The following is a 23,105-nucleotide window of genomic DNA, read 5'->3' as shown; positions in this document are numbered from 1 at the left end:
AATTGTACAAGGGTCAATTGGTTAAGCAGGGTATACCTCAAAAACGCCAGCAGCCCCCATTCCTCCGCCGATGCACATTGAAACTACACCGAAGCCGCCGCCTCTGCGCTGCAATTCATAGATCAAGCTGGTAGTCAGCTTCGCTCCCGTGCACCCAAGCGGATGACCGAGGGCAATAGCGCCTCCGTTCACATTCACCAAATCTTCGTTCAGACCTAGCTCACGAATAATATGCACGCATTGCGAAGCGAACGCTTCGTTGATTTCAAACAGCTTCACTTGATCCAGCGTGATGCCCGCCATCTGCAAAGCCTTCGGAATCGCCTTCACAGGGCCAACCCCCATAATTTGCGGCTCCACGCCGGAAAGCGCAAAAGCCTTGAACGCCGCGAGCGGCTTCAGCCCAAGCGCTTCGGCGCGCTCCCGGCTCATCAGCACGGCTGCCGCTGCGCCGTCCGACGTCTGTGACGCGTTGCCCGCCGTCACCGAGCCCCCCAAGCTGAACGCAGGCTTCAGCTTGCTCAGCCCTTCCACGGATGTATCGGGGCGAACGCCCTCATCCGTGGCAAACACGAACTTCCGCTCGAACGCTTTGCCGCGTTCATCGACGCCCTTCACGCTCGTGCCGACGGGCACGATCTCATCCACGAACCTGCCGGCGGATATCGCCGCCGCCGCTTTCTCATGGCTGCGCGTGGCGAAGCCATCCTGCGCTGCGCGCGAAATGCCGAAGCGCTGCGCGACCTCTTCGGCCGTATGCCCCATGCCCATGTACACCTCGGGCATGCTCTCCACGAGCCCCGGATGCGGCGAGAGCTTGAAGCCCGTCATCGGGACGTGGCTCATGCTCTCTACGCCTCCGGCGACAATCACCTCCGCGTGGCCAAGCATAATGCGCTCCGCCGCATATGCGATGGCCTGCAGCCCGGAGGAGCAGAATCGATTGACCGTGATGGCCGGCACGGTCACCGGGAAGCCCGCATACAGCGACATCGTGCGTGCGAAGTTCAGCCCCTGCTCGCCTTCGGGCATCGCGCACCCGATGATGATGTCCTCGACGTCGGCTTTGGCGAGGCCCGGAGCTCTCCGCAGCGCTTCCTCTAGGACCGCTTTTCCCAGATCCTCTGCTCTCGTTTGAGCAAAGCTGCCTTTCTTCGCGCGACCGACAGCAGTGCGCGTAATCGATACAATAACTGCTTCCTTCATCGTTATCACCTCAGTATGAGTAGTAGCAATCTTCATGCTCTCATTACAATGAACAATAACTAGTTCCGCAGCGCTTTCCCTTTGGATAGCATATATTGCATACGCTGCTGCGTCTTGATTTCACCACAGAGACTAAGAAAAGCCTCGCGCTCTAGATCAAGCATATATTGCTCGGTAACCATCGTCCCCGCCGGCACATTGCCGCCTGCCAGCACATGAGCAAGCTTATTTGCAATCAATTGATCGTGCTCACTGATATATCCGCCCTGACGCATCGTATATGCGGCAATTTGCATAACGGCTTTGCCATTCTCGCCAACGACACGAATTTTCTCCTGAACCGGCGGCGTATAGCCCGACGCCTCCAAGCGAAGCACAGCCTGTTTCGCTTCATATATCCGGTGGTCTGGATTCACAACAACACGATCCAGCGCGCGCATATAGCCAAGTCTCTTCGTATCATGACCACTCGTCGACACCTTGGCCATCGCCACCGTTTCAAAAATCGCATTAATCCAAGGCTGAAGATCAACATCAGGATCCCGCACGGCTTGACTCGCGCGGAGTGCCAGCTCCTTGCAGCCCCCTCCTGCCGGAATCAAGCCAACGCCCACTTCAACAAGCCCGTAATACGTTTCTGCGGAGAAAATCGTTTGATCCGCCGGCATGCAAGCTTCCACACCGCCGCCAAGCGTCATCTTGTGGGGAGCAGCTACCACCGGTTTATCCAAGCTTTTGAGTTTCATCATCGAATTCTGGAACAGACGAATGATGCCATCCACCTCATCCCATTCGCCATCCTGCGCTTCCATCAGAAGCAGCATCACATTGGCTCCGACACAGAAGTTTTTGCCCTCGTTGGCCACCACCAGACCGCGATAATTACTGCGCACTTCATCTGCACTTTGTTGAATCATCGTAAGGATATCGGCGCCGATCGCATTGTTCGGCGAATGAAATTCCAGACAAGCGACACCGTCTCCAATATCTATTAAGCTCGCGCCGCTGTTCGAACGAATCACTTTGTTTTGCTGCTTAAGGGATTGCAAGGAGATTACCTCCGGCCTTGTTTCGATCCCTTTGAACTCATTTTTCAAATAGTAAAAATGCTGTCCCCCTCTGTTTTCATAGAAGCTGTCATGCCCTGAATCAATCCAAGCTTTGACCCATGCTGGCACAGTACTGCCTTCCGATTCCATCCGTTCCACAGATCGCTTTAATCCGATGGCATCCCAGGTCTCAAATGGACCTAACTCCCAGTTAAAGCCCCATTTGAGCGCATGATCAATTTCAATAATGGAATCTGCAATCTCATCTAATTTCTCCGCAGAGTAGAGCAGCACCGGCTTCAGAATGTTCCACGCCAGATCCGAGTAGCGGTCTTTGGCGCCCAGCAAAGCCTTTAATTTCCCTACAGTGCCTTTGGCCTGCTTAGCAGCCTCCAATGAGGCCGAACTTATTTTACGACTCACGGCATATTCCATTGTGGCTATATTCAGTGATTGAATTTCTTTGCCCGCGTCGGATGTCACCTTCTTGTAGAACCCTTGCCCTTGCTTCTCCCCGATCCAACCTTTCTCCACCATCGACTTCAAAAGCTCAGGCGATCTGAAAATGTCTTTTTCCTCGGGATCCGTCACCAAATCAAACACATTATTCGCCACGTGGACGAAAGTATCGAGACCTACCAAATCAAGCGTGCGAAACGTTGCACTTTTGGGACGACCCATGGCCGGACCCGTTACGGCATCCACTTCTTCCACCGAATAACCGCCCGCAATCATTTCTCGCAATGTTACCAAAAGCCCATAAGTACCAATCCGGTTCCCGATAAAGTTGGGCGTATCTTTGGCTTGCACAACACCTTTCCCCAGCTTTTTCTCGCAAAAATCTTTCATAAATGCCACAATCGCCGGATCTGTAGCCTCGTTAGGAATAACTTCAACTAATTTCATATAACGGGGCGGATTAAAAAAATGAGTGCCAAGGAAATGTCTTTTAAATTCATCGCTTGCGCTTTCAACCATCGCATGGATGGAAATCCCCGATGTATTGGATGAGACGATGGTTCCTCGCTTCCAAACCTTTTCAATTCGACTTATGAGCTGCTGCTTCGCTTGCAAATTCTCTACGATGACTTCAATAATCCAGTCAACGTCCGCCAGCTTCGATACATCATCCTCCAAATTACCTGCTGTTATCCGCGCTGCGAAATCTTCACTATACAGCGGAGCTGGATTCGTCTTCTTGAGCTTATCAATAGCCTGATCTGCGAAGCGGTTGCGTACTTTCGGGTGATCCAAAGTAAGACCTGCAGCCGATTCTTGCGCTAATAATTGTGAAGGTACAATATCAAGAAGCAACACGGGAATGCCTACATTAGCCAAATGAGCGGCGATACCGGAGCCCATTACCCCAGAGCCGATCACGGCCGCTTTACGAATGATTGTCATATGGACATATCCTCCTATTTGAGATTCGTCGTTCCAAACACAGATAAAGCAAGAATTTCAGCGATATCTCGCGCTTTCACCTGTTCCCAGGCCTCCTTAAGCTTCGTTCCATCCTCCACCATGGTCAAACAATAGGGGCAAGCTGAGCTAATCACCGTTGGGTTCACACTTAAAAGCTGTTCGGTTCGCGCCACATTCACACGAGTTCCCGCCGTCTCTTCCATCCACATCATGCCGCCTCCAGCTCCGCAGCACATACTGTTTTCGCGCGAACGCGGCTGCTCAACAAGCTCGACACCCGGAATAGCTTTTAGAACATTGCGCGGTTCCTCGTACACTTCGTTGTAGCGTCCCAAGTAACAGGAATCATGGTACGTAATTCGCTCTCGCACTTCGTGCTGCGGCTTCAGACGCCCCTCTTTCACCCACACATCCAACAGCTCCGTGTGATGGAAAATTTCGGCCTCAAGGCCAAATTCGGGGTATTCATTTTTGAATGTATGATACGTGTGCGGGCAGGTCGTTACGATTTTCTTCACCTTGTACTTTTGAAAAGTCGCAATATTGTCAGCACACAGCTGTTTGAACAAAAATTCATTGCCCATTCGCCGAGGCGTGTCGCCTGAGTTCTTCTCTTCATTGCCCAGAATGGCAAAAGAAACGCCGGCTTCCTTCATCATTTTGACAAAGGCATAGGTGATTTTACGGCTTCGATTATCATAAGCACCCATGGAGCCCAGGAAGAACAAATACTCAAATTGCGGATTCTCTTTGACCGTCCGTACCATAAGTTCGTCCTCCGGATCTACCTCCTTGACCCATTTTACCCGATCATTCCGGCTGATCCCCCAAGGATTCCCTTGTCTTTCAATGTTCTGCAAAGCACGCTGACCATCATGCGGCATACTACCTTGCGTTAAAACGAGATGCCTGCGCAGATCAATAATTTTGTCCACATGCTCATTGCCAACCGGGCATTGATCTTCACAATTGCGGCACGTTGTGCAAGCCCAAAGTTCATCTTCCGTTATGACACCGCCGATAAGCTCAACTTCCAGCGGGTTCTGACCGCTTTGAGCCGCAAATGCAAAGGCTGGTACCCACGGAGATTTTGATGTGATCGCTGCGCCTTTTTCCGTCAAATGATCCCTCAGCTTCGTAATCAAATGCATGGGCGAGAGCAGCTTGCCTGTCGTGTTCGCAGGACAAACATTCGTACACCGCCCGCACTCTACACAAGAGTAGAAATCGAGCATCTGCTTCTGCGTGAAATCCTCAATTTTGCCAACACCAAATGATTCCGCCTCTTCATCTTCCAAATCTAGAGAGGCAAGCTTCCCTGTCGGCTCAGTCCGGCGCAGCAAAATATTGAGAGGCGCAGTAATAATATGAAAATGCTTCGATTGCGGGACATAGATCAGAAAGGAAAGCAAAATGAACAAATGCATCCACCAGCTGACATAAAAACCAACGGTCGCACCCGTGTGTGTCAATCCTTGGAAAGCTGTGGCAAATAGGGATGAAATAGGTGCAAATCCAGAGGCTTGAAGCCCCTCGCGAACCCGTTCAAAACCTTCACTGACCACGACAGACAGCATCAGGAAAAAAATAAAGAAAATGACGATGCTCGGTTTCCATCCCCGCTTCAAGCGCTTCAGCTTCTCGACATATCTGCGATACGTGGCGTATCCCATCGCCAGCAGAATCAGCGCTACGGTCACTTCCTGCATCAACGTGAAGTAGTCATAGCCAGGAATAGGTAACCCATGGCCAATTAAACCTTTTAAAATGAGATCCAGCGCACCCAGCTGCAAAATAATGAATCCATAGAAGATAACCACATGCATGATTCCGCTCTTCTTATCCTTAAGAAGCTTAGTCTGGCCAAATACCTGAATAGCAAAAGCCTTCAGACGCGCTTTCGCTTCCTTTTTCAAATTCACAGACTTCCCAAGCCTAATGTACAAATAACGATGGTAAATCACCCGGCCAAACAAGTACACGGCACATCCTGTAACCGCTAAAAAGAATAGGAACTGAATGAGTGAACCGGTCATGGAGAACCCTCCTTGAAGTTTACTTTTGCAGATCAGCCGCCTAGAAGGCTTTAGGGACTCTTATTTCTCCCACTCCCTCGCATGATGCCACTTCACAAGTGTAATCGCTTACATTCAGGGATCACAAAAAAGCAAATCCCAATTCCCCTTATGAATAGAGTTGAAAGTTGCTTCGACGAGTGCGGTAAGCCGGTAAACTATCCTGCTTGCTTGTGTAAGCTGAAGAAGTCGTTGACAAGGCGTACTACGTATTTTATGATGACATTACGAAAATGAATGAGTATTCATTCACCAATAAATGTATCTTAACACCGAGGTGATCTCCTTGACAAGTGGCAAAAAACCAGACAAGTATTACGCGATTCTCGAAGGTGCGATGAAAGTATTTGCTGAGAATGGCTTCCACAAATCCCAAGTTTCCCGAATTGCCAAGGAAGCCGGCGTCGCTGATGGGACGATTTATCTATACTTCAAAAAGAAGGAGGATATTCTGACCAGCCTGTTTCAGGAAAAATTAGGCGAGCTTGTAGAAAAGTTTAACGATGGGCTCACAGAACAAATGACAGCCAGAGAAGCTTTAACGAAAATTTGCCAAATTCACTTCAGTGAGCTGGAAGGAAATATTCATCTCGCTTATGTCACGCAAATTGAACTGCGCCAAAGCGACATGGCTCTTCGCCAAGAAATCGGTCTTGCGCTTAAGAGATATATTATCCTCATCGAAAATATATTAGAAAGAGGCAAGCGCGATGGCAGCTTCCGTCCTGATTGCGATGTGAAGCTGGTACGGCTTCTCCTATTTGGCGGCATGGATGAAGTCGTAACTTCTTGGCTTATTTCCGGTCAAAAATATTCCTTAACCGCTCAAGTTGGCCCTACGATTGATTTTTTCATGAAAGGCATCGAGTCTTAAGGGTCCGTATCTCATGTATATTCAGGAAGGAGCTTGACTATGGACATTTTTGTATTCGTAAAGCAAACGTTTGATACAGAGGAGAAAATCGTCCTGCAGAACGGCATCGTTCAAGAGGATGGGGCTAAATTCGTGATCAATCCTTACGATGAATATGCCGTTGAACAAGCGATCCAAATTCGTGATGACGTTGGCGGCAAAGTCACTCTTCTTTCCGTTGGCCCTGAACGTACAGCTGAAGCTTTGCGAACCGCGTTAGCCATGGGGGCCGATGAAGCCGTTCTAATTTCGGATGAGCGCATTCAGGGAGACGAGTTCGAGGTGGCTGAAATTCTTGCCAGCTATTTGCGGGGGCAATCCTATGATCTCCTGCTTGGCGGAAATTTCTCGGTCGATAACGGTGCAGGCCAAGTTGCAATTCGCCTAGCTTCCTTGCTGGGGCTGCCTCATGCCGCTTCCATCACCAAATTGGAAATCACAGGAAGTCAGGCGCTCGCTCATCGAGATGCGGAAGGCGATATTGAAGTGCTCGAATTGCCGCTCCCTGCCCTGTTCACAGCGCAGCAGGGTCTCAACGAGCCGCGTTACCCTTCCCTGCCAGGCATTATGAAGGCTAAGAAAAAACCGTTCCAACATTTAACGTTGGACGATATTGAAGGAGCCGCTTCCGCAGTGGCCAAAACGGTTCGAACGGAGCTCACCCTTCCGCCGGAACGAAAAGCCGGACGCATTCTCAAAGGCGAACTCGCCGCGCAAGTTTCCGAGCTCGTGCATGTGCTGCGCACTGAATCCAAAGTGATTTAAGAAAGGTAGGCTGCCATCATGGCGAAAACATTTCTTGTTGTTGCTGAAGCACGAGGAGGCAAACTGCGTCAAGTATCCTTTGAAGCCTTGCGCGCAGCTCAGCTCTCGGCTGCTGAGGGTGATCACATTAACGCCGTTGTCATCGGCGGTTCGGGCATTAAAGCCCTTGCTGCTGAATTAGCCGCTTATGGCGCAGACAGCATCTATGTTGTTGAAGCTTCTGCGCTTGACAGCTACAGCTCCGAAGCTTACCTTAGTGCGCTGCTCGCTGTAACAGCTGTTGCTCAGCCAGGTGCGATCTACTTCGGCCATACAGCGATTGGCCGAGATCTAGCTCCGCTAGTCGCGGCCAAGCTCGCCGCCGGGCAAATCTCGGACGTCACCGCCATCGAACGCAGCGGCGACGCTGTGCAGTTCACACGACCGCTTTACGCAGGGAAGGCGGTCGAAAAGAAAGCGTTTACCAACCCGAACGACACCTGGGTCGTCACGATAAGACCAAACAACATCGCAGCCTCCGAGCCTGACGCTTCGCGTCAAGCTGCCGTTGCCGATGTGGCTTACCCCGCCCCCTCCCTGCGCAGCATCGTCCGGGAGGTCGTGAAGAAAACGTCCGGCACCATCGACTTGGCAGAAGCCAAGATCGTTGTCTCCGGCGGTCGGGGCGTGCGCAGCGCCGATGGCTTCCAGCCGCTCGAAGAGCTGGCTGCCGTCTTAGGCGGCGCTGTCGGGGCTTCCCGCGGAGCCTGCGACGCGGGTTACTGCGAGTACGCGATGCAAATCGGCCAGACCGGCAAGGTCGTAACGCCGGAGATCTACATCGCGTGCGGCATTAGCGGCGCCATTCAGCACCTTGCGGGGATGAGCTCGTCACGTGTGATCATCGCTATCAACAAGGACGCCGAGGCGCCGATCTTCAAAGTCGCCGACTATGGCATCGTCGGCGATCTGTTCGAGGTCGTGCCGCTGCTGACCGAGGAATTCCGCCAGCTGCTGAAGTAACAGCAACTCCCCCACCTTGATTGCAGGCAGAGCCTGCGGTCAGGGTGGGTTTTTATGTGTTTTAACGCGCATCTGAAACTTGAATTCCCTACTCCCATCCAGTAAACTCAATTTACACGCTAACGGATAGGAGCCGAATATGTCGAAATCACCTACAGCCATCATTCAACAGTTTTTCCAAGACGTTCGTTCCGGCTTGCAGCCAGACGCAGCACATCTTTATATGGCCGAGCAAGTGCTCGCCCATCAAATCACATCCGAAGAAGAAACAACGGTCCATCGCACTCCTGCGAATTATGCCGACCATGTCAGAGAAATGCTAGCTGTCTATGGCGCCTTCAAGCTCGAAATCCAGGAGTTGCTTGCGCAAGAAGACCGCGTTTATGTACGCTGGAAGCAAACGGGGACTCATATCGGCAATGTTGACGGCTTTGCGCCTACAGGCAAAACAATCATTGAAATTGCAAGCGCCGTTTATCGCCTCGAAAACGAACGCATCGTAGAATATTGGATTCAAATTGACCGCGAAGGCATTCGTTTGCAGCTGCAGAGGAATGTGTAGCCTTTCATCGCCATGTCATTGTCCAGAAATGAGATAATGGCTATTCCATAAGCCATGTTTAGTGTTTTAGCGCATGATTATTATCCGGTTGATTAGTGAAAATACCTGCAATTGTGCAGGTATTCTCATCTTTTCCAACCTCTCATCCAGAAATAGCCGCAAAAGCCTGCACAAACGCAGGAATTTCATAATTAAGGCTGTTCCAAGCGTAAAAAAGATGCACAATTGCATCATTCCACTTTACGTCCGAGTGCCGACCTGCTGATTAAGCCATTCAGCAATATCCGCCATAACTTCTTCACGATTCACTTCATTCAGCATTTCATGCCTGCCGCCTGGATACAGTTTACTGCTTACCTGTTGAAGCCCCAATGACTGATACATCGCCAATAGTCTGCGAACCCCTTTGCCTTGATCGCCAACCGGGTCATCATCGCCCGAGAACACATAAATTGGCAAATCTTTTCTAATTTTGCTCATATGATCGAATTGATGAATTGCCCTTAAACCTTTGAAGAAATCCCGGAAGTAACCTGAGGTAAACATCACTCCGCAAAAGGGATCATTCATATACTTATCGACTTCATCCCCGTCTTTACTTAACCAATCAAACTCCGTTCGATTCGGTGCAAATTTTTTATTAAAAGCTCCAAAGGAGAGATTCGTCAACAGCTTGCTCCTGTGATGATCACCCCGCAATGCCGCTTCTACTGTTGCGACAGCTATTCCGGCGTGCAGGACGGCTCCTTCTTTGCCATTTGAGCCCGATAAAATAATGCCTTGAACATTAGCGGGATGCTTCGGGAGATAAGAACCCATATAATACTGTGTCAAAAAAGAACCCATGCTGTGTCCCATTAGAAACAAAGGAACGGACGCTGGGTAACGAAGACGAATTTGATCCGTGATCTGTCCCATATTGGCAGCCATCCGGATGAAGCAGTCTTTGCCAAACTTGCCAACAGCATCAGGCGAACCCGCGGTACGACCATGTCCCAAATGATCATTCGCATAAACCGCATACCCTTGATTCGTTAATATTTCGGCCAATCTCTCATATCTTGCAGCCGTCTCGGACATGCCATGTGCGATTTGCACAATCGCTTTGATCGTTTCTGACTCCTCAGGCAGCCACTCATATACATAGTGATTGCTGTTCAATTCATCTTTCCATATAAAATGCTGCTTGCGCATCAACAACCAACCTCCATTTCAAAAGCTTGGCTCTAAGTTTCCAATACTTCCACTTCAGTATACCGTTTACCTTTTCATGAAAACAGCCCCCTTTCCGAAGAAAGAGAGCTGCTCGAATAATTGTAAATAATTGCTTGGCATTGCCTAGCCTTTGCTCGTTTGTTTAACTGACTTTACAGCTTGCAGCTGTGATTGCGGTTGAGATGAAGCATCAAAACGTTTTCTCTCTGTCTTATCAATTTGAGCGATCTTCCCATCATGAACAACGATTTGAACGGAACCATACTCTAGCCCATTTAACATTTGTTTAATTCTGTCCACCCAAACATCGTCTAACTCTAATGGTTTTGCCATCTCATTTCCTCCGCTTCGTTTAGATCGTCCAATCATTCCAATCATTTTTTTGTTTCTGCAGAAAAGTTAGCCAGTGCCCTGTTTTCTCCAATAATTCTTTCGTCGAACTGCTTGTGGAATACGTATGATCCGCTTGGAAAATCAGCTCAATATCGCATTGTCCTTCATTTCGCAGCCAAAACATCTTCTGATATAAAGGCGCATAATCGACTGGAACCGTCTCGTCCGCCGTTCCATGAACGACAAGAACGTCCCCGTTAAACTTGCGCAGCTGTTCAAACGGCTGATGCTGCGATAAAGAGTCAAAAAAACGACTCGTCAGTAAGTATCCATGATGATCAATCGCTCCGCCCAGCGGCAGCTTCTCGTATTCGCTTTTGCTTACGATTTTCACAATATCATTGTGCGGATGCGCAACCGCGGACCACAGTACAAGGGTTTTGACACGGCTATCTTTGGCAGCTGTCAATAAGGCTGTTGCCCCGCCCAAGCTATGCCCAACCAAGATCACACGGCTTAAATCAACACAATCAATCGTTAGCGCATAATCAATGACACTTCGCGTTTGATCTATCAGAGCATCCAGTCCGCCAGCGCCATAGTCGCCAGTACTCTCGCCACATCCGCCGTAATCGAAACGCAGAACCAGATATCCTTGCGAGCTAAATTCACGAGCTGCTTTCACAAACAGCCGATCCACACCTATCCGACTCCCTATAAAACCATGACAGATGATAATGAGCGGCCAACGTTGACAGTCTACTTTGGAAGTTCCTGTTTGATTCGTCGGGTAGTGCAGGGTTGCGGCTAATTCGACGTCGTCGCTTTTAATTGTGATTGCGTGCTCCATGATGTTAACTCCCTTTCATCTTACATATAATTCCGATAAGTTTAGTATGATTTAATTTATATTCCCATATTAGCACCACCCACTTGAGGTGTCAATCCTATTTTTAACATATTTTCAGCAAATAATTCCTGATGAGAAAAGACTCCCAACTTGCAACTGCACAAGTGAGAGCCTCTCCGTGTTGAACCTGCTGCTTCTTGAGAAATCAAGTTATCTAAGTCTAAACTGTTTGTACTGATAATAGATCGTACATCCAATACAATAGCCAAGAAGCGCTGCTCCGGCAGCTAATAATAAGAAGCCCGTGAAAATATAGCCAACAATCGTCCATCCAATGGCAAATGCTATAAGAGACAAAGAGAGGAACAATACAGCCAGTGCATTATTAAACTTCGTTAATTCTTCTGCCTGTGTCTCTTTCCCGTTCCGTGGCAAAAAGGGTTTAGCGACCGCTACGAACAAGTTCCACTTCCCGCCCCCGATAAGCCCCAGCACCTGAATGAGCCATAATAATACGACAAGCCAAGACCATTGCAACGCAAATGCCAACAGAACAAATACTACAATCCCCGTTTGATTCGCTTTCACATAGGCCATTGGGACTTCTTTCATCCGAATTCCTCCTTATTTCACTAACCACTCCTGGATGGCAAAATCTTTCTTCGCCAAGCCTTGCTCAACGAGAAACTTTTTGGTTTCATCAATCAGCTTCAAGCCTTCTGCCGGCACGGCTTCAATAGGCCATTGCTCGATTTTGAATGAAGCCCTGACCACATCTTCTGGATAACCGGAAGCTTCCGCGTAGAATTTCCAATAAGCATCTGGATTTTCGCGAATTTCTTTCACCGCTTTTGTCCGAAGGTCATTCCATAGTTTAGGGAACTGCGGATTTTTGGCCAAATAGTCCTCGGTCACGACCGTTAGGCTAGAGCCTTGCAGAATCGGATGTTTCGCGGCTTCATCGATAGCTACATATCCTTTTTTCAAAAGCAATGGACCAAACCCTGTCGGGTATGCATAGGCAGCAATATCACCACGGGCTAAAGCCGCTTCTCCATCAGCAGGCAATAGATGCAAGATTTTAACGCTTTTGTCCAATCCCTGCTCTTTGAGTAAGCTGGTTAAATACCGGCTCATGTACGAGCCTTGCGACGTTGCGACTTTTTTGTCCTTCAGATCCGTTAACGTTTTGGGGCCGTCTGCTTTGGCGACTAACCAGGCATTCATATTCACTTGCGATAAATTGATTAAGCGTGTTTTCAGCCCAGCTGCTTTCCCGTTAATCGCTGGCGTATCGCCATAGATGCCTACATCCAAGGTCCCAGCGGTTATCGCCTCATTTAAGTTGGGTCCGTTAGGAAAAGTGAAATATTTGAACTCTTTAACACCATATTTCTTTAGCTCGCTTTCCAAGTATCCTTTGGATTGCGCCCAACCTTCGGGTCCTGTAATCGTTTTGTTGTTATTCGCCGAAATAAAGCCAATCCGCAGTGTTTCAGGCAGTTTAATTTGAGCATCAGCCGAAGCCCCAGCAGCTGTAGGTGCTGTCGTAGCTGTCGCGGAAGTATTCGTCGTTTTAGCGCCGCAAGCGGCTATGAATGCGCTAAATAAAGTTAGTATAAGGGCAATACTGAGTAATTTCAATGATTTCTGTGTCATATGTCTGTGACCCCCTGCATGATGTTTAGATGGAATGAATGATTGTTAATTAATGGGATGCGTGCATCCGTTGGAAAATAATATAGGAGCCGTCCGACGATGCTGTAGATTTCCTGCCCCTGCCCCAGCCAAGATCCTCTTTGTAGCTGCCGAGCAGGCCATCTTCAACTAATTCGTTTTCGCTAACGGCAACCGACTGTTCAGCGACGGGCGAAACGTAAAGGGCATCCGTCGGGCAATAAAGTTCACACATAAAGCAGCTTTGGCAATCGGATTGTCTGGCAATGACGGGGATATCCCCCGCAACGGCTTCGAAAACATTCGTCGGGCACACCGATACGCACTGATTGCAGCTTATGCAGCGGTCTTTGCTTAGTAGTTCAATCATTACACAACAGCCTCCCTTAAGATGTTGGCTTCTTCCGATCGTTCCACCAATGGCTTTGCCCATCTCGTATCCAACCCACCGCTAATAATGCGATACTTCTGATTCAAATCGATTTTCGGAAAATCCTCCCGACGGTGCATGCCGCGGGTTTCTGTTCGTAACAAGCCGCTCGTAAACATCCATCTCGCTGTCGCTGTCATGGCTGCCGCTTCGCGAACACGGACGATATTCCCATCGCTTGCTTGAACCCCTTGCTTCAATTCGTTCCAAAGACGATCCAATCTCCCTAATGAGTCCTCCATGCCTTCCCCAGTGCGGAACCAATTCCGATCATAGGGGAATACTTCAGCCTGAACCGCCTTAATGACCTCATACGTATCCACAGCATCCGAGCTGGTCGTCGCTTGCTTCGGAACACCGGTTGCTTCTGATAATCCTTTGGCATTCCGATTTGCCGCTGCAACGCCTAGCTTCTGCGCATATTTTGCGGCAGCTTCGCCTGAGAAATACCCTGAGGACATGGCCCAAGCCGCATTATGACTGCCGCCTCCAGTGAAGCCTCCACAGATCAATTCCCTCGTCGCAGCATCTCCTGCAGCATAGAGACCCGCAACTTCCGTGGCACAAGTTTCGTCAATGATATGAATGCCGCCAGTCCCTCTTACCGTTCCTTCAAAACGCAAAGTTACCGGGAACTTTTGGGTAAATGGATCAATCCCAAGACGATCGAACGATAAGAAGAAATTAGGCTGCGCTTGACGCATCGCTTTTTTGACAACCTCATCCGCTTTGTCAATCTTTGCATATACAGGCTGTGTAAGCAGTGTCTTGGCAATCACAGAACGCCCTCTTTGCGATCCCGCCCCTTCAATAACGCTGCCATCTTCATAATAGAAAGTTGCCCATGTATAGAAAGCTGATTTCGTCACGGGCGAGAATGCCGGTGCTAAGGAATAAGCCGTAGAGAACTCCATCCCTGATAAATTCGCTCCCGCTTCAGCGGCTAACAAATAGCCGTCACCCGTCAACACATTGGTTCCAAGCGCTTTGCTAAGGAACGCACACCCTCCTGTAGCAATAACTACAGAGGCTGCATCAACTCGCCAAGCTCCTTTGGTTTGGTTGTTTATACCAGTGGCTCCGGCAACACCATGCTCGTCGGCAAGCAGCTCCAGTGCCGGGCTATGATCTAGAATTCGCACGCCCGCTTTTTGCACTTGCTTACGCATCAATTTCATATATTCAGGTCCTTGCAAGCTTTTCCGATGGGAAGTCCCTGTTTCATCCAAAGGGAACGGATAGCCCCAAGCTGCGATTTGATTCGTGTTCGCATACGTCCGATCCAAAACTCTCTTCATCCATCCACGATCTGCCAAATAGCCGCCAAGCGCCTCTCTGCTCTTCATGGCCTCCTCACGTTCATGCTCGGTTGGATTTACATACCATAAGCCGGTTCCCGATGGTGCTGTTGCCCCGCTTGTTCCACAATATCCTTTATCCACCAAAACAACTTTGGCGCCTTCTTTGGCAGCGGTGATTGCTGCCCATGCCCCGGAAGGCCCCCCGCCTATAACGAGTACATCAGCTTGTAATTGAACTTCGAATTGGGTCATCCTAACTTCCTCCTTAGTAACGTTAACGTTTCCTTTAAATAGAAAATGCGTCTACGGCAGAGATTCTAGCTTGTTCATATGGCTTCTTCACAAGCAAGCGGTCTAATATCGTCTTCTCGAAATAGGCAAACCCGCTGTCATGCTCTCTTGGACGAGAGAGTGAAATCTTCAAATCCAGCCCTATTTTCCCATCCTCGATCACGATAACCCGATCCGCTAGTGCAACAGCCTCGCTCACATCATGTGTAACTAACAGTACGGTGAATTGCTGTTCAAGCCACAGCTGCTCAATCAGCTGCTGCATTTCGATGCGGGTCAAAGCATCCAATGCGCCTAACGGTTCATCCAGAAGCAACAGCCTTGGATTGCCGGCCAGCGCTCTTGCTAATGCCACCCGCTGTCTTTGACCGCCGGAGAGCACGGACGGCCAATCATCCTTTTTGTGTTCCAAGCCAACTTGCTGCAGGGCACGGAAGGCAATTTCTTTATCTCCTGATTTAACGCCAATTCTGACGTTGTCAATATTCTTTTTCCACGGCAGCAGTCGATGCTCCTGAAACAATACTCTGGTATCTTCATGAATACCTTGAATCGACTGCGCATCCAACAAAATCGCTCCGCTTGAAGCTTCATCGAGCCCTGCTATCAAACGCAGCAGTGTACTTTTTCCGCAGCCGCTGCGCCCTACAATCGCCACGAACTCTCCTTGCTTAATGGTCAAATCAATACCTGACAATACATTTGTTGCACCAAATGCTTTATTGACGTTGCGTATATTCAGCTGGACGCCTCCCGATTTGTCGCTCATCTCTCATTCCCCCTTATTTCGCTTTCTGAATATAATTGTGATGCCACTTCAACCAACGATTTTCGAAATATTTTGCTGCTAAATCAGATAATTTCCCTAATAAGGCATATAAAATGACACAGAGGACAACGACATCCATTTGCATAAACTCCCTGGCATGTGTTGCCATATAGCCGATGCCTGAATCCGCTGCAATCGTTTCTGCCACAATTAAGCTGAGCCACATAATACCTAGCGAGAATCGGATGCCGAGCAAGATATTGGCTAATGCTCCTGGCAGAATGACTTTCGTAAACAATGAAAACCCTTTGAGTCCGTATACACGGCCCATTTCTACCAAGCCTGGGTCAACAGAACGAATTCCGTGAAACGTATTTAAATAGATCGGAAACGCCACGCCCAAGGAGACAAGAAATAATTTGGACGTCTCTCCGATACCGAACCACATGATCACAAGCGGTATCATCGCCAAGTGCGGAATGGTTCGAACCATTTGGACTGAAGAATCTATGTAACGCTCCGCTATCGGGAAAATTCCATTAAGTAGGCCGATGACAAAAGCAATGCTTCCTCCGATCAGAAAGCCCAGAAACGCACGCTTCGTACTTACCGCTACATATTCAAAAATCGTTCCATCTTGAATCACGCCATACAAGGCTTTCAAAACTTCCAATGGTGTTGGTAAGATTCGCTCCGACAACCAGCCGGATAATCCAAGAATCTGCCAAAGGAGCAGCACTAGAATCGGAATGACCCATGGCTCCCAAAACCTGGCGCTTAATGATGCTGTGCGATTTGCTAACATACAGATCCCTCTTTCTTCTCATAAAGTAAAGTGGCGTTAGAAAACGAAAAGACTCCCAGTTCTTACCCCTTTATAGGCCGTAAGAATGGGAGTCTCCAGTTGTCCGGTCGACTCTTTTATTTAATTTTATAATTCATACCCGTTTACTTGGATATAAGTTAAGTCTTATACTATCACCGCTTTTTCATAACGTCAACGGATAATTTTACCAAAAAGTACTTTCCATCATAAATCTAGGTTTCCGCCTACATCTCCTCGCAAGGATAAATGAATCGCTTCATCTATACATAGCCAATTTCAAAAAAATCAGGGCAGTCATGTATAAAAAACAAGATTACTGTATTGACAAATAAGACCATCGGCTGGTATAGTCAATTTATTATTCCGAGTAAAACGCTATGATTAATACTTTTAGGTGGTGTAATGTGGGAAATAAGGTGTTTAAAGCTACGGTTCGATCTGTGCTTATTGGCTATCTGATTGTACTGCTTCTCATTCCAATAGGTTCCATCTATGTCAAAGGATTTTCATTAGGATGGGATCCGTTTTGGAAAGAAGTTACTGGTCCGCTAGCCTGGAAGTCAATTTTACTAACGATTAAGCTGAGTGTTATCTCTACTGTTATTGAAGCAATTGTTGGTACCATCATCGCTTATGTCCTTGTCAGGTATACCTTTCGCGGCAAAAGCATTTTGAACAGTATGGTCGATCTCCCGTTCTCCTTGCCAACTTCAGTCGCTGGGTTGATGTTTCTTACCCTATTAGGACCATCAAGTCCGTTAGGCGTATGGCTCGATCATGTTGGCATCAAGCTGCTGTACAATCAAACAGCTATCATCATTGGTCTAGTCTTCGTAACATTCCCTTTCGTGATTCGAACCGTTCAGCCCTTGCTGGAACAGCTCGATCCTGCTGAAGAGCAAGCCAGCTTCACTCTTGGCGCAGGGAAGTTCTACACCTTCCTACGCATTGTATTCCCAGCTATTTTCCCCGGCATCATCGCAGGCAGTATGCTCGCATTCTCAAGATCTTTAGCCGAATTCGGCGCCATCTCCTTGATATCCGGGAATTTGCCCGGAAAAACAATGGTTGCATCGGTCTATATATACGGCGAGACACAGAATTTCAATCCTGAAGGCGCAGCAGCCATTTCAATCGTACTCCTTACATTGTCGGTCCTCATTCTATGGATCATTAATGTACTGACTCGCGGAAAGGGGCGCCTGGCATGAGAAAGCTCTTAATTACCATTTCATTTCTAGTCATCTTGCTTCTGATCATACTCCCTTTTCTTGGCATCACCTTTGGCGCGTTTGAGGAAGGCTTTCAACCCTTTTGGGATTCTCTTAAGCGGCCTGAAGCTCTGCATGCTCTGAAAATCTCGCTTATTATCGTTGTCATTGTCACCATTCTAAATACGATCGTTGGTGTCTATGTATCCTTAGCCATCGTTCGTGGAACTTGGATAGCACGCTGGTTAAAACCAATCATCAATGCCATCATCGATTTACCGTTTGCTGTATCTCCAATTATTGTTGGTTTAATGGTGATTTTAATATTTGGTCCCAATACAGCATTAGGCGCTTTCATGGAAGATCATAACATGAAAATCGTGTATGCCATCCCCGGTATGGTGCTGGCGACCATGTTTATCACTTTTCCATTAATGGTCCGAGAAGTCGTTCCTTTGCTGGAAGAGATCGGCACACAATCCGAAGAAGCTTCCGCAACATTAGGCGCTGGCGCATGGCGCACATTCATTCAGATTACATGGCCAGGCATTCGCTGGGGTGTTCTATACGGTCTCATTTTAACTGTCGCTAGATCGCTTGGTGAGTTTGGCTCCATCCTCGTTGTGTCCGGTAATATTATTAATCAAACACAAACGGCGACAACACTCGTCTATCAAGATGCCGAGCAGTTTCAGCTGGTTGCGGCCAATAGTTTAGCTTTCGTCTTGGGACTTATCTCCATCTCTATTTTATTAACCCTGGAATGGCTCAAAAGAAGAAGCGAGCATTTGCGGAATCATTAAGGAGGAGCATACCTATGCACATCGAGGTTAAAAACTTAAATAAACATTTCGGTCAATTCCATGCCATCAAAGATGTTAATTTCAGCATTACCAAAGGTCATCTTGTCGGTCTGATCGGTCCCAGCGGCGGCGGTAAAACGTCTATCCTACGGATGTTGTCCGGACTTGAAGCGCCAACAGCAGGAGATATTTATTTTGATGGCAAATTAGCCACCCATTTGCCCGTTCAAGAGCGCGGAATCGGCTTTGTCTTCCAAAGCTACGCCCTCTTCAAGCATATGACTGTATTTGAGAATGTCGCATACGGCTTGAAGGTTCTAAAAAAACCAAAGGATTTCATTCAAGATCGAGTCACCTTTTTACTGAAATTGATGGGACTTTCCGGCAGCGAACGCAAATATCCGCATCAGCTTTCTGGCGGGCAGCGTCAACGCGTTGCTTTCGCCAGAGCCTTGGCCCCTGAGCCTCAGCTCCTCCTTCTCGACGAGCCGTTCGCGGCTATTGATGCCAAGATTCGCAAAGAACTCCGACTATGGCTGCGCAATCTCATTGATGAGTTTAAAGTAACCACCTTATTCGTAACCCATGACCAAGATGAAGCCATTGAAGTCGCTGACGAAATCATTCTCGTACAAGGCGGGAAAATCGAACAGCAAGGCAGTCCTTGGGAAATCTATACGAAGCCAGCTTCCTCTTTCGTCGCTTCCTTCATTGGCGAATCCAACATCGTCCCAGCCTACACACCGCTGATCGGTTTCCCTTATTTAGAGGAAGTTCAACAAGACGGCCAGTGGTTGCCTGATGTGAATGTCATGATTCGTCCTGAGTCCATCGAAGTGCGTCCGCACGACGTTAGCCATTTGGCTACAGCCGGGGAAAAAGGGAAAGTCACACATGTACATTTCCGCGGAGATTCTTGGTATCTCGAGATTGACACCGGCGCGCTGAAGCTATTCGCCTACCAATCGGTTAAAGAAAAAACTTATAAAACCGGTGATGAAGTGAACATCCTCATCCATCACATTTCCGTATTCACGAAAACCGAAAACAAAGTCATTGAAAATCAGGCCAAACAAGATCCGCTGCCTGTTTTTATATAAAACCTATACAAATTAGAAGGGGAGTTAAAAAACCATGAAAAATTTCAAATCGCTTGGCTTGATCACGGCAACCCTATTCACAGCAAGTATCGCACTCACCGCTTGCGGCTCAGGCACCGGAACCAAAACGGCAAGTTCACCTGCTCCATCAGCAGCCGCTACGACAGCAGCTACAGCAACAGCCGCGGCAAGCACGACGCCTAAAGCAGATGGCGGTAAAGTTACCCTGACGATTGGCGCTTATTCCATCCTTAAAGACTCCTTAGATCAAATCATCCCTAAATTTAAAGAAGATTGGAAAAAGAAAACCGGTCAAACTGTAGAATTCCAAGAATCCTATGTGGCTTCCGGCTCGCAAGCAACGGCTATTATCCAAGGCTTCGAGGCTGATATTGCTCCTCTTTCCTTGGAAGGCGATATCCAAAAGATCGTTGAAAAAGGCTTAATCACACATGACTGGAAAAACAATAAATACAAAGGCTTCATCACAGGATCCATTGCCGCAATTGGCGTTCGCGAAGGAAATCCTAAAGGCATTAAAGACTGGTCTGATTTGACAAAACCAGGCGTAGAAGTACTGATCCCTAACCCTAGCACATCTGGTGGCGCAAAATGGGATATTAACGCCGTGTACGGAGCTGGCTTGAAAACTTCTGAAGCAGCTGGCAAACAAGACCCAGCGGTTGCGAAGGATCTTCTGTCCAAAATTTATAAAAATATTAAAGTCTTGGACAAAAGCGGTGCGGATTCCCTTACAACCTTCGATAAAGGCGTAGGCGATGCCATCATTACTTATGAAAACGAGCTCGTTGCTCGCATTCAATCCGGCAAAAAATATGTGGAAGTCATTCCACAATACACAACTTCGATTGAAAATCCTGTTGCCCTTATTGATAAATACGTAGATAAGCATGGAAATCGTGAAGTAGCGCAAGGCTTCTTGGATTATTTGTACACACCTGATGCACAAAAAGTATTTGCCGATAAAGGCTTCCGCTCCGTTCTTCCAGAAGTCGCTAAACAATACGAGAAGAACTATACGACACCTGCCGGTTTATTCAATATCGAATACCTTGGCGGTTGGGATAAAGTAAACAAAGAGTTGTATGGCAAAGGCGCAATCTGGGAAACTATCCTAGCTGAAGGCGGAGCTAAATAATTAAAAACAAAAAGTCCGGTGCGAATCCTTCGCATCGGACTTTTTTGATGACATAATCAGTTCGATTAATTCTGATTTGAACGACTAGGCCGAAAACGTATCAAAGCAGTCAAGATGATGCCCCCCATTATACAAACTGGAATCCAAATGACTGTAAAGGGGAATTGTTGTTCTACAAATGCAGCTAATACAGCACCTAAGCCGTACAATACAATCGCAGCGGCGCGCAATATGGAATCCATTGCGAGATGTTTCGGATGAATCCCCAAAGTACGCCACTTACGGAGGATATCCGTTACATCCTCCACAACATTAGCCAGATTGTTTGTTAGGACAGTCGTTGAAATACCTGCAATCGCCAGACTTCGAGCTGCTGTCGTTTGCATGCCCATCGCGATGCTCAATAAGGCAATAAGCAAATAAATCGTAGAATCGCTGGCCGTTGGACCAGAAATTATTTTAAAGAGGATGAACAAGAGTAATTCAATGCCAAGAATAATCGTCAAGGTAGGAGGCCACGGAGAATTCACTTTCTTTTTCCGTATTATGGATGCACCGAGCGCATTCCCCATAATAAAACCCAGTAACGCTGTTAGTGTACGAAGAACAGCCAACCCTTGTACGTGACCAATGGCTAATCCGAGCATGACAATATTTCCGGTCATATTCGCAGTGAAGATGTGACCGAGACCTAAATAACCAATTACGTCAACTATCCCTGACGTTAAACAAAGTAAAAGCAGTAATAAATGACGACAAGCGGTAGCAGACAACACCTTTCAATCCTTTCGGCATTTTGGCTATAAGTGTTTGAAATCTCCATTTATAGTATCATATCTTCAGATTACATGACCAATGCACTTAAATTTTGGTTTAAGAGCAAAACCCAAGAAAATGTTTGACTTTTGGAATTCGCCAAAATAATTGCAAAGGATACCTTAGGTGTTAACTCAATTTTGACTTACCTTAATGGTGGTTTTTTTGCGTTAAGAAAAGAATAATGAAGAGAACCGAAAGCGATGTGCTCTCGGTTCTTTTTGATGAGGATATAACGTGGCAATTATATATTTTACATTTGTGAATTCTGTAGCCGCTCATGCTCTCTGAGCGGTTATTTGTGTTGTTAGCGATACAGCGGCGGATAAAAAAACCACAAGCGAGAGTTAGTCGCATTGTGGTCGATATATTAGGTCTATAGTTCAAGAAGTAATTTTTCGTTTTCAAAACTCAATCTCATAAAAATCTTCCGTCTCTTTGGGAGAATGGTCTTTATACAATTCCTAAGTTACTATTAAATTTTTTCAGCCCATCTAGAAAGGCATCAAAATTATCCGCAACTTTATAGACCCCTTCCTCAACTAATGGACTCTCTCTAAACATGTTATTCCAATAAAAAATTCCTTTATTGTTTCCATTACCTAAAAGCAACTTCCCTCCATTGCCTACTTCCCCTATCGCTAGATAATTTGGTGGGAACTCATCGTTAGATCTATTCCAATAATTTAAGCTGTATTTGTTTTCAACATCTATTCCAAACAGCACCTCAAGCGGTATAACTTCATTTATTCCTTCCACCAAAAAAGTTAAGTAATGAACTACTACAGTTCCCCCATTATACTTTCTTAGAAACTGCTTATAGTCTTTCGGTAGTGTAGTATCTAGTCTTTCCTCCAAGCAATCAAGCATCTCATCCGTCGCCTGACCGAACCCTCTAATGTTACTACTCAGAATGCTCTTACTATTAATTTCATTATAGGATTCATACTCTTTTATAAAATCTCTTATATCTTTTTCAGAAGGTTTGTATGGGCTAAACACCCATCTTATATACTCATATTTAGTTTCTTCCTCCATAGTTTCCCAACGAAAGGGGCTGTGTTTTAATAAGTAAGATAAGGATCTTCTCCATATCCACTCTTTCTTTCCTTCTAACCATTTCGACCAACTATCATTTTTTGTTGGATTTTTTTTTGACTGAACTTTGATTAAAGTTTCTAATCCTCGCTCTGCTAAATCTGCTGTAAAAGGACTTGCTCCAAGACGACTATCCTGAGGGTTTGGACTGAATTTGGCTTCCATAATAATGTTATGTAAAGCAATAAGTTCTTCTTCATTTTCAAGAACGAGTTTCCATTCACTCATT

Annotated in this window: 22 protein-coding genes; 8 read left to right on the top strand and 14 right to left on the bottom strand. The window is 47.1% G+C overall.

The genetic code is table 11. The features are described from left to right. Positions 1-21: 21 nt before the first annotated feature. The 3 genes from BC351_RS38700 to BC351_RS38690 are packed head-to-tail and all read right to left on the bottom strand — an operon-like array spanning position 22 to position 5,716. Positions 22-1,206, bottom strand: a complete 1,185-nt coding sequence (locus BC351_RS38700; protein ID WP_079421006.1) for an acetyl-CoA C-acyltransferase — start codon at positions 1,204-1,206, stop codon at positions 22-24. 59 nt (positions 1,207-1,265) lie between these two features. Beyond that, positions 1,266-3,659, bottom strand: a complete 2,394-nt coding sequence (locus tag BC351_RS38695; RefSeq protein ID WP_079421005.1) for a 3-hydroxyacyl-CoA dehydrogenase/enoyl-CoA hydratase family protein — start codon at positions 3,657-3,659, stop codon at positions 1,266-1,268. A gap of 14 nt (positions 3,660-3,673) precedes the next feature. Beyond that, positions 3,674-5,716, bottom strand: coding sequence for a (Fe-S)-binding protein (locus BC351_RS38690; protein ID WP_079421004.1), 2,043 nt, complete (start codon positions 5,714-5,716; stop codon positions 3,674-3,676). Positions 5,717-6,041: 325 nt separating this feature from the next. On the opposite strand from BC351_RS38690, the gene BC351_RS38685 reads away from it, so the two are divergent. From BC351_RS38685 to BC351_RS38670, 4 genes are all read left to right on the top strand, one after another. Next, positions 6,042-6,629, top strand: a complete 588-nt coding sequence (locus BC351_RS38685; protein ID WP_341866053.1) for a TetR/AcrR family transcriptional regulator — start codon at positions 6,042-6,044, stop codon at positions 6,627-6,629. 39 nt (positions 6,630-6,668) lie between these two features. After that, the gene (locus tag BC351_RS38680) at positions 6,669-7,433 is read left to right on the top strand and encodes an electron transfer flavoprotein subunit beta/FixA family protein (protein WP_079421002.1); all 765 of its coding nucleotides are present in this window, start codon (positions 6,669-6,671) and stop codon (positions 7,431-7,433) included. Positions 7,434-7,451: 18 nt separating this feature from the next. Further along, entirely contained in the window at positions 7,452-8,435 is a 984-nt protein-coding gene (locus tag BC351_RS38675) for an electron transfer flavoprotein subunit alpha/FixB family protein (protein WP_079421001.1), read from the top strand. A gap of 139 nt (positions 8,436-8,574) precedes the next feature. Continuing rightward, positions 8,575-8,997, top strand: coding sequence for an ester cyclase (locus BC351_RS38670; RefSeq protein WP_079421000.1), 423 nt, complete (start codon positions 8,575-8,577; stop codon positions 8,995-8,997). Between the two features lie 240 nt (positions 8,998-9,237). Here the strand turns inward: BC351_RS38670 and BC351_RS38665 are convergent, their stop codons facing one another. The 9 genes from BC351_RS38665 to BC351_RS38625 all read right to left on the bottom strand — a co-directional run bounded on the left by BC351_RS38665 (position 9,238) and on the right by BC351_RS38625 (position 16,668). Continuing rightward, positions 9,238-10,191 carry an alpha/beta fold hydrolase gene (locus BC351_RS38665; protein ID WP_079420999.1) on the bottom strand — a complete coding sequence of 318 codons (954 nt, stop codon included), beginning with the start codon at positions 10,189-10,191 and terminating at the stop codon, positions 9,238-9,240. A gap of 144 nt (positions 10,192-10,335) precedes the next feature. Beyond that, positions 10,336-10,545, bottom strand: coding sequence for a YezD family protein (locus BC351_RS38660; RefSeq protein ID WP_057302418.1), 210 nt, complete (start codon positions 10,543-10,545; stop codon positions 10,336-10,338). Between the two features lie 19 nt (positions 10,546-10,564). Next, entirely contained in the window at positions 10,565-11,395 is an 831-nt protein-coding gene (locus BC351_RS38655) for an alpha/beta hydrolase family protein (protein ID WP_079420998.1), read from the bottom strand. Positions 11,396-11,605: 210 nt separating this feature from the next. After that, the gene (locus BC351_RS38650) at positions 11,606-12,007 is read right to left on the bottom strand and encodes a DUF4395 domain-containing protein (RefSeq protein WP_079420997.1); all 402 of its coding nucleotides are present in this window, start codon (positions 12,005-12,007) and stop codon (positions 11,606-11,608) included. Between the two features lie 12 nt (positions 12,008-12,019). Further along, the gene (locus BC351_RS38645; RefSeq protein ID WP_079420996.1) at positions 12,020-13,054 is read right to left on the bottom strand and encodes an ABC transporter substrate-binding protein; all 1,035 of its coding nucleotides are present in this window, start codon (positions 13,052-13,054) and stop codon (positions 12,020-12,022) included. Between the two features lie 49 nt (positions 13,055-13,103). Next, positions 13,104-13,442 (bottom strand): 4Fe-4S binding protein, encoded by a 339-nt coding sequence (locus BC351_RS38640; RefSeq protein WP_079420995.1) that lies wholly within the window; start codon positions 13,440-13,442, stop codon positions 13,104-13,106. Beyond that, on the bottom strand, positions 13,442-15,055 hold the full coding sequence (locus BC351_RS38635; protein ID WP_079420994.1) for an FAD-dependent oxidoreductase: 1,614 nt from the start codon (positions 15,053-15,055) through the stop codon (positions 13,442-13,444). Before BC351_RS38635 ends, BC351_RS38640 begins: the two co-directional genes overlap by 1 nt. 34 nt (positions 15,056-15,089) lie before the next feature. Continuing rightward, positions 15,090-15,863: an ATP-binding cassette domain-containing protein gene (locus BC351_RS38630; protein WP_079420993.1), complete on the bottom strand. Its 774-nt coding sequence runs from the start codon at positions 15,861-15,863 to the stop codon at positions 15,090-15,092. A 13-nt stretch (positions 15,864-15,876) separates the two neighbouring features. After that, entirely contained in the window at positions 15,877-16,668 is a 792-nt protein-coding gene (locus BC351_RS38625) for an ABC transporter permease subunit (protein WP_079420992.1), read from the bottom strand. A gap of 398 nt (positions 16,669-17,066) precedes the next feature. Here BC351_RS38625 and cysT point away from each other — a divergent pair, with 398 nt between their 5' ends. Genes cysT through BC351_RS38605 form a run of 4 tightly spaced genes read left to right on the top strand, consistent with a single transcriptional unit; the run spans position 17,067 to position 20,962 of the window. Then, positions 17,067-17,900 (top strand): sulfate ABC transporter permease subunit CysT, encoded by an 834-nt coding sequence (gene cysT / locus BC351_RS38620; RefSeq protein WP_079420991.1) that lies wholly within the window; start codon positions 17,067-17,069, stop codon positions 17,898-17,900. Beyond that, positions 17,897-18,703 (top strand): sulfate ABC transporter permease subunit, encoded by an 807-nt coding sequence (locus BC351_RS38615; protein ID WP_079420990.1) that lies wholly within the window; start codon positions 17,897-17,899, stop codon positions 18,701-18,703. Before cysT ends, BC351_RS38615 begins: the two co-directional genes overlap by 4 nt. A 14-nt stretch (positions 18,704-18,717) precedes the next feature. Continuing rightward, positions 18,718-19,803, top strand: a complete 1,086-nt coding sequence (locus BC351_RS38610) for an ABC transporter ATP-binding protein (protein WP_079420989.1) — start codon at positions 18,718-18,720, stop codon at positions 19,801-19,803. Positions 19,804-19,837: 34 nt separating this feature from the next. Beyond that, positions 19,838-20,962, top strand: a complete 1,125-nt coding sequence (locus BC351_RS38605; protein ID WP_079420988.1) for a sulfate ABC transporter substrate-binding protein — start codon at positions 19,838-19,840, stop codon at positions 20,960-20,962. Positions 20,963-21,027: 65 nt separating this feature from the next. Here the strand turns inward: BC351_RS38605 and BC351_RS38600 are convergent, their stop codons facing one another. Next, on the bottom strand, positions 21,028-21,735 hold the full coding sequence (locus BC351_RS38600; protein ID WP_079420987.1) for a YoaK family protein: 708 nt from the start codon (positions 21,733-21,735) through the stop codon (positions 21,028-21,030). Positions 21,736-22,231: 496 nt separating this feature from the next. Beyond that, on the bottom strand, positions 22,232-23,104 hold the full coding sequence (locus BC351_RS38595) for an SMI1/KNR4 family protein (RefSeq protein WP_079420986.1): 873 nt from the start codon (positions 23,102-23,104) through the stop codon (positions 22,232-22,234). Position 23,105: the final 1 nt, after the last annotated feature.

This window comes from Paenibacillus ferrarius (assembly GCF_002027705.1).
Classification (GTDB): domain Bacteria; phylum Bacillota; class Bacilli; order Paenibacillales; family NBRC-103111; genus Paenibacillus_E; species Paenibacillus_E ferrarius.
Note: the sequence above shows the minus strand (reverse complement) of the source record. Positions and strands in the feature narration are given on the sequence as shown.